Here is a 14,156-nt window from a genome sequence, read left to right on the forward strand (position 1 = left end):
AAATATTCACCGGAATATGAACTTCACGTTATAAAAACATAGTAAATGGTAAGAAATAGGTGGTCAATATGTCAAATTATGAAACAAAACTATGGGCAATAGCCGATAAATTAAGAGGAAATATGGATGCAAACGAATTCAAAAACTACATGTTAGGATTTATCTTCTACAGATACATATCAGAAAAACTAGAAATAACACTAAACAAGTTACTTGAAGAAGAAAAAATCACATTCCAAGAAGCATACCATGATAAATCATATGAAAATTACCTGGAAAAAGAGGGAATAGAAAAACTCGGATACTTCATCCAACCAAAATACCTATTCAGCAGCATAATCAATGAAATCAATCAAGGAAAAGAAATACTGGAATGTTTAAGCAATGCCCTCCAGGAAATAAATGACTCCACCCTAAATACAAAAAGTCAGGACGACTTCCAAAACCTATTTGAAGATATGGATTTAAACTCGTCCAAACTAGGAAACAGCAATGCAGAAAAAAACAAACTCATCTCTGACATACTACTGGACATTAATGACATCGATTTCAAATTAGAAAAAGACAACTCAGACATACTCGGTGATGCATACGAATACCTGATAAGCCAATTTGCATCAAGTGCAGGAAAAAAGGCAGGAGAATTCTACACACCACAAGAAGTATCAACAATACTTGCAAGAATAGTCACACAAGACAAAAGCAGACTCAAAAACGTATACGACCCAACATGTGGAAGCGGATCATTACTATTAAGAGTAAGTAAAGAAGCAGACGTATCAACATTCTACGGACAAGAACTAAACCAAACAACATACAACCTGGCAAGAATGAACATGATACTACACGGAGTCAAATACGACCACTTTGACATAAAACAAGGAGATTCCCTGGAAAACGACAGACATAAAAAACTAAAATTCGATGCAGTAGTAGCCAATCCACCATTCAGTGCAAAATGGAGCAGTGACAACTCATTTATCAATGATGAAAGATTCTCAGGATATAAAAAACTAGCACCAAAAAGCAAGGCAGACTATGCATTCATACAACACATGATATACCACCTAAACGAAGAGGGAACACTAGCAGTAGTACTACCACATGGAGTACTCTTTAGAGGAGCAGCAGAAGGAACCATACGAAAATACCTCATCAAAGAACTAAACTACCTAGACGCCGTAATAGGCCTACCGAAAAACATATTCTATGGGACAAGCATCCCCACATGCATACTAGTATTCAAAAAATACCGAGAACACAAGCAAGACGTACTATTTATAGATGCATCAGAACACTACGAAAAAGTCAAAAACCAGAACAAACTACGAGCAGAGGACATAGATAAAATAGTAACTACATACGCGGAAAGAAAAACAGAAGACAAATACTCCTACATAGCAACACTAGAGGAAATAGAAGAAAATGACTACAACCTAAACATACCCAGATATGTGGATACATTCGAAGAAGAAGAACCAATAGACCTAGACAAACTAGTAGATGAACTAGAACAAATCGAAAAAGAAATACGAGAAGTAGACGAGAAAATCATAGAATACTGCAAAGAAATAGGCATCAGACCACCGATAATAATGAATGATTAAAATGAAAGATAAGTCTACAGAAAGAAGTGGAAATAATGACAATAACCTCAACAAAGAAATCATCTTCATCTAAAGGTAGTAGTGATGATGGCTATCATTATAGTCAGCAGTACGGAACATATATTAAGGAATGGGAGGACAGTAGTGGTTCCCATATGAAAAGTAGGGATGGACAATGAGAAGGACATTATAATGAAAAAACCGGTGCTTATAGTGAAAAAACCCCATATGATGGGTGGACATCAAATCAATAAATAGGTATCTTCTGGCATATGATTATAAGATAAAAATGTATTATTTTCTTTTCCTAGCCAGTATATTCACCCATTTTTCATCTTCTATCCTTTTTTCGTCATTGTTATTCTGGTTTTAGTTCTTTGTAACTTTAGGGCATTATTTGCACAGGATTTCAGTTTTTTAATAAAATCAATATTCATTCATTTATATCTTTTGGACATCTAATAATATGCTTGTATTTATGATGTATTATTGTTATTGTTTCATGGTAAGCATGTAATATTATCAAATCATTCTTTAATTATTTTGACTTGATATTATTTTTTGTTAAAATTGTATTAAATATGCTAAACTTGGAATGATCAATCCATTATAACTGCTACATATACCGGCTCAACACAATGTGCAAAACTGGAAAGTGAAGCAAGCATCACGATTACATCCAAAGAACTTACATTGTCCACTAATGACATTCAAGCAACCCAATCATCTACAATCACATTAACAGCAGCGTTGAATGATGATTCAATCAATAGTGGAAAGGTAATATTTAAAATCAATGGTAAAACCGTTAAAGATGCAAACAGCAAGGTTATTTATGCAAAAATAGTTAACGGTACTGCAAATGTAGAGTATGCTCTGCCGGCATCTATGAAAGTATCTAGTTACACCATTACAGCTACATACATGCCTATAAGTGGTGAAAAGTTAACTTCCGAAGCAACATTGCTTGTTACGAAAGAATAAATTGTTAAATCGGCATAATCGGATTTAACTTCCTCTCCCCCCCATAAATAATCTTTTTTTTAACTTTATCAAAAGTGTGCGACTATTATTTTATGAGAATTGTATTCTATATTATATATTAAACACGATATCAATTGTATTTGATAATTATGAACATAGTTATAAGAAAATCTGGTTAAAAAACCTCTGAAAGGAATTGTTACACGTTCCATTATAAGAAAAAAAGTATTTTTTATAAAAAAATAAAGGGGTTTAAGGTTATACAGTAATGCTTTCTGTATATGTATTGGTGTTTCCTTCACTGTCCTTGAATTCAACTTTAATTTCATGTTTTCCGGTTAATAAATTAACGAGGTTGTAGATTAGTTGTGATAGGTCGTCTGTTGTTGTAGCGTTGAAGACTAGTTTTCCATCAATGTAGACAAGTAGGTGTCCGTTTGTGAAGTTTTGGTTGAATATCTGGTTTAGTACCCCCAGCGTTAGTTGGTTGTTGGTTAGTGGTATTTGCTTGTTGTTGCTTGTTGTTATTGTTTTTTTATTTGGACTTTTGATGGTATTTTTTGGAACTGTTTTTATAAGACTTAGTTTAATATGATGTTTTATTGTATAATCTGCATTTCCACCATATTCTAAATATGAATTGTTTTCATAGGTGTTATTGTCCCATCCACTGAATAAACTATAATATGGTCCTTCGACACATACGCTTTGACCTGTTTTTGCCTGGTTATTTGTGAATATGTTATTTGAATATCTGAAAAACTTACCATTAGAGTATAGTGCTGCTCCTTTATCAGCTGCATAATTTCTGTCAAATACACTGTTGTTTATAAAGGCAGCTTCACCATAGGAGTATATTGCCCCACCGTTTGTTTCTGCAAAGTTGGACTGGAATGTTGAGTTATCAACCGTTCCTCCGTCGCCGGTAAATGTTATTGCAGCACCATTGTATGCTTTAGCATTTTTAATTGTAATGTTCTTAAACATAACATCATCTGCGGTCACATAGAATCCACGGGTTTTATGGTCCAGGTCTATGGTTGCACCCTTACCGTCAATGGTAATTGTCTTGTTTACAATTATTCCATTTACCATATCGGCATCTACATCGGGATCATATTTATACGTATCGTAAATATAGGCAGAATCATTCTCCCATACATTATCAATAATATTTTGTAATCTGGATAACGGATAGGTATCTTTAAACGTGAAAGTAGCTACGGCACCGATCATACCGTTTCCAAATGTTAAAAATGATTTGGGATTATTTGTTAACATACTAAAAGCTATGCTATCTCCTTCAAATTTTCTTGATATGCTGTTTGTATATTTATCACCATCCCATAAACTAAGTTTATCACCTCTTAAACTAAAATCATTTTCAAAGTAAGGAAAATTGAAGTTACCCGTTCCATTATTCAATTTAAACATGATTTTAAGGTCAAATGTATTTCCAACAAAATCTCCTATTCTGGTGATTTCTTTTGGAATTGTATTGTTTAACTGATCTACAACATCAATATAGTACCAATTATTCACAATAACTTTAATGTTGTTGGTTATTGGTTTAGCATCCTTATCTTTCAATTCACTTGTTAATGGTGCCAAAATATCTGTATTAATATTACCCCACCAATTATTATCAACAGAGAATGTAACTGTGGAATATATATCGTCATACTCAATTTCTCTGAATTGGCTTAAAGATTTTAAGTTATCATTCATATTATTAAGATAAAAGATGTTGTTACTAATATTATTGTCCCGGGCATCTACATATATAGCCCCACCGTTTATTCTTGCTCTGTTATCAAGGAATATACAAGAATCAATTACATTGTTTGCCCTGTTTAAATAAATTGCTCCACCTTCTTGAGCAAGATTATATGCAAAATATGAGTCTTTTATGGTGTTTCCAGTATTATCTACATAAATAGCACCACCACCTATATTATAATCATATCTTGCAGCTATGTTCATTGGTCTACCATCAAATGTCGATGGCATAGTATAATCTTCATAATAAAAATAATTATATGTAAATGAACATTTATCTATAACATTATTTTTAGAATTAAGATAAAGTGCACCACCCATTTTGCCTTGTAAATGATTGAATTCACAGTTTCTAATGGTTAAATGTTCACCATTAACGTAAATTCCACCACCCAGACATTTGGTTTTAGCATGCATTAGGGAAGATCTTGTATAAGCGTATTTTATAATAGAATTTTCTATTAATCCATTTTTACCGCCCCAATATATAGTAGCACCATCATGTAGATGACCTACTTCACTATTTGTTAAGGTCATGTTACGTAATATAACATTATCGGCCTTAATATCAAAAATTCTGTTTTTTCTATTGGCATCTAATGTATGTCCTTGACCATCTATTGTGATTGGTTTTTTGATAACAATATCATCTGAATGGATATTTAGATAATCTTTTTCCAGGTATATTGTTGAACTTTCATCAGCATCATCAATCAATTCCTGTAATTGCTTAAAAGTACCTTTTTGAGGCTCTGTTTTTAAATTTTTAGAATTATCCTTTTTCTGAATTGCTTTAATTTCAGAACTACCCATACCATTAGCATCTGTTAAAACTGCTTCTTGATTATGAATATTTTCACCATTTGAATCGGTTAATATACTATCATCAACAGCATCATTAACATCACTAGCACTAATTACAGTAAAAGAACATAAAATCACCGTTAAAGATAATAATATTAACATTTTAGCTCTAACTTTAATATTTTCACCTCATTTATTTTCAATAATAATAATAATATATTTACATGATATAAATTATTTTCTGTTAAAAATCAATGCTGTTAAGTTGAGTTAATTTTTAACAAAACATTTTATAAGTATCTTGATAAAAATTAAAAGAATTATATAGTACGAGGTGGGAAAATCAAATTAAACTATGAGAAAATAAAAAATAAATTACGTATAGAAAATTTTTCAGGTAAAAGACAAATAATTGTCGAACAAAAATTTTATTCACAAATATACATCTTCAATTTATACTTATTACTTAAAATGAAAGCCGAACAAGAGTTAGAATCTGAAAATAAGAAGTTAAAAGAAGATTCCGGAAAGAAAAAAGACCAAATAATAATATAGGAATAGGAAAACTAAAAAATAACCTGATTAAATTAATAACAAAATATGTAAGAGAATTACTCCGGTTTCTTAAGAAGCTCATTAAAAGTTTAGCAAGCATAACTACCGATTACAAATAGAATAGAAATACAACAAAAAGAACAGCAAAATACCATTAAAATCAAAGAAAAGCCTTTTAAACACACCACTACAAAAATTTTCAAAAAAAAATATAAAAAATACCTATTATCATATCTAAAATTAAGTTGACAGCATTGAACTTTTTCTTCGCAATATTTCATAAAAGAAGTAAAAAGTGTAAGATTATAAATGGTGTGGCAACATTAACTTTTTTCCTGATTATTAATCATCAGCCTAAAGAAAAAGAGGTAGGGTTATGAGGTGATGATTGGTGTTTATAATCACTTCATTACATCGATTGGTTATGTTATTTGTTTTATAGCATTGAATAAACTGCTATTATACTTGGAATTGTGACGATTATCGTGTTTCGGACCATACGTAAACGATATCTTCTCCATTCCTTATCCGTTAATTCCCTGCTTCTAGGGATTTTCAGGACACTCATGATTATTGCCGCGGATATGAATATGAAGTATGCGTTGATGATAAAGAGGTATCCTGCCCCTAAGAGCATGTCCCATCTTCCGTTTGCTATTGAATATCCACAGGTACATAGTGGTGGCATCAGTGCGGTTGCTATTGCAACTCCTGGGATAACTGTGTTTGTCTTGTCCTCCCTGGTTTGTCCGATGATTCCTGCAATTCCACCGAAAAATGCTATGAGTACATCGAAGAATGTTGGTGATGTTCTTGCAAGCAGTTCTACTGTTGGCTCCTTGACCGGTGAGAGAAAGAAGTATATGGATGCCGCGATTACGCTGAGGGCAACCTGCAATGCCAATCCAGTCATGTGTTTTCTTAGTAGGGAGTAGTCTGCGGATATGCTTGCATATGCTGATGCCAGTATGCTTCCCATTAATGGGGATATCAGCATTGCCCCGATGATTACTGCCGTTGAACTCATGTTTAATCCGACGGATGCTATTACCATTGCACATACCAGTACGCACATGTTTGTTCCCGTGACTTTTCCTCCATCCAGGATACGGGAACGAATCTCTGAGTGTGATGCTGAATCATCCGCTATTGAAAATATTCTTTTGAACTTTTCGGGTATTGTTTCTTTTTGATTTTCCATAGTCATATTGTCATTTCTCCTATTTTCATATTAGCATAATCATTAAATAGATAAATAAAGGAATATACATCTTTTTATAAGCATTATCTAATTGTTTTTGTATTTTTCTTCATCGGCAACTCTGATTTTCTTACGCATGATTTTTCCGCTTATTGTTTTCGGCAGTTCGTCAACGTATTCTATTGCACGTGGATATTTGTATGGTGCGGTTACGTGTTTTACGTGGTTTTGTATGTCCTTGGTCAATTCATCCGATGGAGTGAATCCTTCTGAGAGTACTATTGTTGCCTTGACGATTTGACCCCTTATTGGATGTGGTATACCTGTTACTGCACAGTCAAGTACGGCTTCATGTGATAATAATGCACTTTCTACCTCATATGGGCCGATTTTATATCCTGAACTTTTGATTACGTCATCTATTCTTCCCTTGTACCAGAAGTATCCGTCTTCATCCTTCCATGCTGAGTCTCCGGTATGGTAGTATCCGCCATAGATTGTTTCATTTGTCTTTTCATCGTTGTTGTAGTATCCCTTGAATAGTCCTAATGGATAACCTTCGGATATGTCAAATACTATTTCTCCTTCTTCTCCAACATCACATTCATTGCCTTCGGAGTTTATTAGTCTTATGTCAAATAGTGGTGCAGGTTTTCCCATTGACCCGAGTTTTATGTCCATCCATGGGAAGTTTGCAATCGTTGCGACTGTCTCGGTTTGTCCGAATGATTCTCTTATTTCCAGTCCTGTGAGATCCCTGAATTTATAATATACCTCATCGTTTAATGGTTCTCCTGCTGTTGATACATGTTTTAGTGATGAGAAGTCAAGGTTTTCGATGTCTTCCTTGATGAAGAATCTGTACATTGTTGGCGGACAGCACAATGTGGTGATGTTATGGTCCAATGCACGTGAAAGTACGTCTAATGGGTGGAATCTGTCATAGTCATAGATGTATATACCGGAACCGGATATCCATGGACCGTATATTTCTCCCCAGAGTGCCTTTCCCCATCCAGTATCGGCGATTGTATAGTGAAGTCCGTTATCTACTACCTGATGCCAGTAGTGGCTTGTCACGATGTGTGCCAATGGATAGCCGAAGCTGTGTTTTATCATCTTTGGCTGGCCGGTTGATCCTGATGAGAAGAAGAGTACTGATGTATCCTCCACTGAGTCATCATCATATACCGGTCGTTTGAAGTCATCTGATGCATGGCGTACTTCACTTCGCAGGTCATACCATCCGTCGAGTTTGTCGTAACCTACATAGATTTTGTTTAAGTGTATTCCAAGGTCTTTTTCTACCTGTGCATAGTTTTCAGGTACTCCGTCTTCCCTGATTACTATTACCGTGTTTATTTCTCCGGCCTTTATACGGTATTCTATGTCCTCTGGTTTGAGCATATGTGTTGCAGGTACTGCTATTGCCTTTAGCTTGTGCAGTGCGAGCATGCAATACCAGAAGTCATATCTGCTTTTTAGTGTTAACAGTACGCGGTCTCCCTTGGTTATTCCGAGGGATGAGAAGAAGTTTGCTGCCTTGTCACTGAAGTATTTAAGGTCCTTGAATGTGAATACCTTTTCGGTTTCTTCATCACACCATGATAGTGCCACCTTGTCTGGTTGTTCCTTTGCATAAACGTCCACTATGTCATATGCGAAGTTAAAGTCCTCCGGTACGTTTATTTTTAGGTTTTTGTAGAAGTCTTCGTATGATTCGAATTCTGTTCTTTCAACATATCTTTCTAATAATGATGTCATTTAGTCACCCTTTTATAGTTTTAGTACGTCGAGGAATTTGACGGGCTTGTTATCCAGTGCTATCATTGAGTGTTTGTATAGTGAGTCGAAGTATATTGAGTCTCCCTCATCCAGGTCTATCTGGTTGTCCTTGATGAATACTCTTAGTCTTCCTTCCAGTACGTATACGAATTCATATCCCTTGTGGTAGTTTGGCTCTGGGACGTATCCTTCCTCTTTCGGCATGACGTTTACGATAAATGGCTCCATTTCCTTGTGTGCAAAGTTTGATGCGAGGTTTTCATAGTCGTATGCTTCACGTCTGTCGATTCTTACTCCTTTGCCTTTTCTTGTTACTGCAAATACGCTCATACGTGTATCTTCACCCGTTAATAGCAGGCTTGTGTCCACGTCAAATATCTGGGAGGCTTCATATAGAATGCTGGCAGGGATGTCTATTTCTCCTGATTCATATTTCTGGTAGGTGTCTACCGGTACGTCTAACTTTTCTGCCATGTCCTGCATGCTTATTTCGCATACTTCTCTCATGTCTTTTACACGGCTTGCTATTTCCAGTTGTATGTTTGTCATATCTTCATTCACTCCTTGTTGTTGTATCATATGATTAAGATGTATTAATTAGTTTGATTTAGTAAATCTTTAATTCATTAATAGTTATGTAAAACATGTTATTAATAGTTTTAAGTTCTAAGGGGTAGGTTATTCTGTTTCCGGACTGTGGATAATGTTATGGATAACTAGAATAGATAAAAGGTGGTTATGTAAAAAATAGTTTTGAGAGGGGAAACTCTTCCTATTTTAAGTTATTTTCTATTAGTGTCATTCCCCAATCTGCCAGTTCTGCAGCTTTTTCTGGTGTTTTTGCCTCTGAGAAACATCTGTAGATTGGCTCTGTACCTGATGGTCTTATTATTACCCATCCGTCATCGGTGATTACCTTTACACCGTCGGTTGTGTCTACTTCATACTCGGTTGTGTCTTTGAGTATTCCTTCTGCTACGCTTGATTTCTTGTCGTCGGGACATTCTATTTTTCTTTTTTCTGAGTAGTATGTTGGAAGGTCTTCTATTAATTGTGACAGCGGCTTGTCGCTTGTTGCTAGTATTTCAAGCAGCATTGCTGTTGCAAGTCCTGAGTCTCTTCCGTATACGAAGTCAGGGAAGATGAGTCCACCGTTTTCTTCTCCTCCGAAGAGTCCGTCGACTTCCTGGAGTTTTCTTGCTACTACAAGGTCTCCTACCTTTGTAAGGATTATTTCTCCATTGTTTTCCAGTGCTATGTCTGCTATTGCGTTACTTGTTGCTACGGTGGTTACGATTTTGCCGCCGTTGTTTTTCTCAAGCATTGATTTTTCCACGAGTGCAAATGATTTGTCACCGAATACGAACTGTCCTTTTTCGTCTATGCATATTGTTCTGTCGGCGTCTCCGTCATGTGCTATTCCAATGTCTGCTCCTGTTGCTTTGACTACCTCTATTAGGTCTGTGAGGTTGTCTTCTGTTGGTTCAGGGTTTCGTCCAGGGAATGCTCCGTCCGGCTGACAGTTTAGGGTTGTGATTTCACATCCCAGTTTACGTACTATAAATGGTGTTGTGTCACATGCTGCTCCGCTTCCACAGTCAAGTACCACTTTTAGTTTTCTTTCTCTGATTTTATCGGCGTCAACTCTTTTTATTACTTCGTCGATGTATTCGTCGATGATATCTGCCTTGTATGCCTTTCCTATTTTGTCCCATGTTACTCTTTCTTGTTTGTCATTGAAGTAGATGTCTTCTATTTCTTCTTCCAGGTCATCTGGTGTTCCGATTCCATCCTTATCAAGTAGTTTTAGTCCATTGTATTTTGGTGGGTTGTGGGATGCCGTTACCATTATTCCACCGTCATAGTATTTGCGTACTGCGTATTGTACTGCTGGTGTTGGTAACATTCCTAAATCCACCACGTCACATCCTACTGATAGTAGTCCTGCCGTTACTGCATGTTTTATCATTTCAGAGGATGTTCTAGGGTCTGATCCTATGGCTATTGTTCCTTGAACTTTTGTTCCATAAGCTGCTGCTATTTTTGATGCAAATTCAGGGGTTAATACCGTATTTGCTACTCTTCTTACCCCGAATGTTCCGAATAATTGTTTCATGTAACCTACTCCCATTTTTAATAGTAATAAATTTTATTATAATAATAATTTTTTTTAGTTATTTACAGTTATATATTTTTTAGTTATTATTTTTTTCTTGTGTTGAGTTATTCTAGTATGGACAAGCTGTATGTTAGTTTTTCATCTTGGCCGTAACAGTACCAGTTGGCCCCATCATTAATCCATGTGTAGTTTTTATTTTGTTGTATTTCAGTCCAGGTATTGTCGTTATTTTCTATCCATGTGGTATTGTAGTATGCGGTATTGTTAAATATGTAATCCACCCTCCAGGCTTCATCGGTATAGGTCCACCTGTATTCATATCCTGTGTTTGTTGTTGCATAGTAGTGGGTATCGTCGTGTTTAATCCAGGTATATGGGTGTATTGTGCTCCATTTGACTGTCCAGCTGTTATCGTCCATGGAGGTTATGTCTGCTGTTATGTTGTTTGAATCCACATATTTCTTATTTTTTAACATCTCAAGTAGGGGAGGCAGTGTTTTTAGAGAATTCTGAACTTTTTTGTCGGAGCTGTTAATGGGGTTGTCATCATGTGATTCCAAGAGTATCATCTTTGTATCGTATAACCCTGTTGCCTCATCCAGTGTCCTGTCCTTTGTTATAAATGTGACGTTGAATTCGTTTTCTTCAAGTTTTGCTATGACATCCCCCGATATGTAGTCGGTTTCCTCCATTTGTATATAATCGGACTCGGTATTTCTGGTTACGTATATTTCACTTACATTATTTTCCTTCAGATAATCTATCGTACTTGTATCGAATGATGAGTCCTCCATCAGATATGCCTTATCCCTGATAACAGATGGAATCACGGCAGGTATTTCACCATAAAAACCATAGTATACCCTGTTACTGTCGATGATGCCCATACTGTTAAGCTTTTTGTTTATGTTGACACTTAGCTGTGCACTGCTTTGGCCTGTTATGACTTCCACTGTGGTATTATATTCGTTTAACTTTTTGATTATATTATCAGGCAGGCTTCCGACTACTATGATGTTTTTAATTTCATGTTCGTCAAGGTATCTTATGTAGTTTTCATCCAACTGTTCACTTGATGTGTATGTGCTGTTGTCTGCGGTGACAAATACGGGTGTCTTCAGGCATGCTCCCAGAAAGCCCGCCATTGGATCTGATGCCGTGAATATTATGGTGTCGTTGTTTTTGTCTTTTGTGTTGTCTGCGATTTTTGTTAGTATTGAGCTTATTGAATCTCCGTTTACTTGTTTTACTTCAACGCCCATTGATTTAAGTTTGATTAACTCATCAATGTCCATTGAGCCTACTACTATGACCTTTGTTATATTGTTTCTTTTTATGTATGAGGGCAGCCAATTAGCTATCTGTGTGGGTATTCTCTTATCGGACAAAAGCATCGGCACTCCCTTGTATCCGGCGTATACGGATATTCCCGTTTCAAGGCCCCTCATATTGGCTGTGCACTGTGATATTATGAGTGTGTTTTCATCACAATCTATGCTGTCGGCATAAATGGAAGCAAATGTTACGATGATTGCCGCCAATATAATTAATGCGGGCACCAATAATTTATATACTTTCTTCATTTTTCATACCTTATTTGAATGTTATCTTGCATAATTTATAGTCATCGTTTTGGTAGACCACTTCGGCATAAGTTGCTATAGATGTATCCTTCCGGATAAGCAGATATGTGACACCCAAGTTGTCAAGCTCACTTATCGTCGCCTGGCTGTTAACAATGTGAACAGGATCTATCACATACTCCGGTATGGACTCGGTAAAACCACCATAGACGACACTGGCATTGGTTGATGAGACAATAATCGTATCCATAATGGCATCCTCCGATACTACAAGACCTGAAACATTATTTTTCATCATATACCCCGTCATATCATAGCGGCTACCGGCAAGACTTGAATCACCATATCTATCCGCGATGATTGAAGGCTTTAGCGTAGAGCCTACAGGGTCAAAGAATATGTGAAATTCATCCGGAAGTAGCGTTACACCCTTATCATCATCATCCATCAAATCAGGAGTATAACTGTCCACATAGCTGATACAGGCACCCAATGAGTATATGACAAAGAGCACCAGGATTATCTTTCGCAGATTGATGGACTTCAATGAATCGATTAAATAATCAACACCTATTCCAGCTATCAGTATGAGCGGATAGGCACTGACTTCAAATATTCTTATTGAAACCGTGTCAAAACCCAATAGGGGCACCTGACTTAACAGTACAATTGATAAGGACCATAATGCCAGGAAGATACTTTTTGAGGATTTTTCATTATACAAACAGTAAAATCCCATTAACGTAAACAATGACGGAATAATACCATAATATTTTATCAGAAACTCGTCGATACGAAGATAGCTGCCGGCTATTGAATTGAATACCAATGTATAATTCATTGCTATATACAACCACCATGGTGCCGATAAGATAAAGGAGAATATGGCGTAAAATGCCAAATATTTCCACCTAACCCTACGGGTAATGATTAGATATAATGTGTATAATCCAAGTACACCCGTTGTTATGATGGCCGTGGCCATGTGCAGGTTGCATATTAACGAAAAGCATACCGCGGATGCTATGATCTTTTTAGATGAGTTTTCATCGAATGCCTCATAATAAAATAGTAATGCAAGCATTGAGAATGCTATTGCAAGTGTTGCGGGCGTACATATTACGGACCTGTTGAACGTTGCAAAACTCATCATTGCAATAAATGACGTGAAAAGACTGATTCTGATGTTGTCATCGGATAATCTATATGCAACGTATCCTATCACAAATATCATGAAGAATGAAAAGAAAGGCTGTAGAAGCCAGGTGACTGCAAATGGGTTAAGATTAAATATATTGCATATAACTCCCAGAAAGAAGTGAAAAAGTGGAGGATACATTATCAGTCTACCTGTCGGTGCAACCGTTGAATAATCCCAGAATACAAGCCCATTGTTCATGTAGAGATTGACCATGTGAATATGATAATATACATCCCAGCTGATGGGATATGAAAACTTGTAGAGTAAAAGACAAGTCACAATAAATGATATGACCGCCGGAAGAATTATTATTTTCTTGTTGTTTAATATTTTATTCATGGATATCAACACGGATGTTTTTGGAGGCATTGTATTCTGATGAGTTTACTCAACACCTATTAATAATTATACTTCTATATATTATCGTTATTATTTCTTTTTAGGATATTAAAGTGGATGCATGAATCTTCTTTATTTAAACCGAATTAGGAATAATGTCAATAGAAATTGTTAAATAATTTCATGAAGAAAGAGTTAA

General features: G+C 35.8%; 10 protein-coding genes. 3 read left to right on the forward strand and 7 right to left on the reverse strand.

Going from position 1 to position 14,156, the window contains the following annotated elements; translation table 11 throughout:
• Positions 1–68 precede the first annotated feature (68 nt).
• The 3 genes from AW729_RS05890 to AW729_RS05895 all read left to right on the forward strand — a co-directional run bounded on the left by AW729_RS05890 (position 69) and on the right by AW729_RS05895 (position 2,591).
• A complete protein-coding gene (locus AW729_RS05890) occupies positions 69–1,607 on the forward strand; it encodes a type I restriction-modification system subunit M (RefSeq protein ID WP_112124233.1) in 1,539 nt (512 codons plus the stop codon).
• Between the two features lie 35 nt (positions 1,608–1,642).
• The gene (locus AW729_RS11260; protein ID WP_162685815.1) at positions 1,643–1,786 is read left to right on the forward strand and encodes a hypothetical protein; all 144 of its coding nucleotides are present in this window, start codon (positions 1,643–1,645) and stop codon (positions 1,784–1,786) included.
• Between the two features lie 514 nt (positions 1,787–2,300).
• On the forward strand, positions 2,301–2,591 hold the full coding sequence (locus tag AW729_RS05895) for a hypothetical protein (protein WP_112124234.1): 291 nt from the start codon (positions 2,301–2,303) through the stop codon (positions 2,589–2,591).
• 258 nt (positions 2,592–2,849) lie between these two features.
• Here the strand turns inward: AW729_RS05895 and AW729_RS05900 are convergent, their stop codons facing one another.
• From AW729_RS05900 to AW729_RS05930, 7 genes are all read right to left on the reverse strand, one after another.
• A complete protein-coding gene (locus AW729_RS05900; RefSeq protein WP_112124235.1) occupies positions 2,850–5,336 on the reverse strand; it encodes a hypothetical protein in 2,487 nt (828 codons plus the stop codon).
• Between the two features lie 829 nt (positions 5,337–6,165).
• The gene (locus tag AW729_RS05905) at positions 6,166–6,936 is read right to left on the reverse strand and encodes a DUF389 domain-containing protein (RefSeq protein ID WP_112124236.1); all 771 of its coding nucleotides are present in this window, start codon (positions 6,934–6,936) and stop codon (positions 6,166–6,168) included.
• An 81-nt stretch (positions 6,937–7,017) separates the two neighbouring features.
• A complete protein-coding gene (locus AW729_RS05910; RefSeq protein ID WP_112124237.1) occupies positions 7,018–8,694 on the reverse strand; it encodes an AMP-binding protein in 1,677 nt (558 codons plus the stop codon).
• Positions 8,695–8,706: 12 nt separating this feature from the next.
• Positions 8,707–9,264, reverse strand: a complete 558-nt coding sequence (locus AW729_RS05915) for a helix-turn-helix domain-containing protein (RefSeq protein WP_112124238.1) — start codon at positions 9,262–9,264, stop codon at positions 8,707–8,709.
• A gap of 223 nt (positions 9,265–9,487) precedes the next feature.
• Entirely contained in the window at positions 9,488–10,831 is a 1,344-nt protein-coding gene (gene glmM / locus AW729_RS05920) for a phosphoglucosamine mutase (protein ID WP_112124239.1), read from the reverse strand.
• A gap of 107 nt (positions 10,832–10,938) precedes the next feature.
• Positions 10,939–12,417, reverse strand: a complete 1,479-nt coding sequence (locus AW729_RS05925; RefSeq protein WP_112124240.1) for a hypothetical protein — start codon at positions 12,415–12,417, stop codon at positions 10,939–10,941.
• Between the two features lie 10 nt (positions 12,418–12,427).
• Positions 12,428–13,957 carry a glycosyltransferase family 39 protein gene (locus tag AW729_RS05930; RefSeq protein WP_162685816.1) on the reverse strand — a complete coding sequence of 510 codons (1,530 nt, stop codon included), beginning with the start codon at positions 13,955–13,957 and terminating at the stop codon, positions 12,428–12,430.
• Between the last annotated feature and the right edge of the window lie 199 nt (positions 13,958–14,156).

The sequence above is a fragment of the Methanosphaera sp. BMS genome, from assembly GCF_003268005.1.
GTDB lineage: Archaea > Methanobacteriota > Methanobacteria > Methanobacteriales > Methanobacteriaceae > Methanosphaera.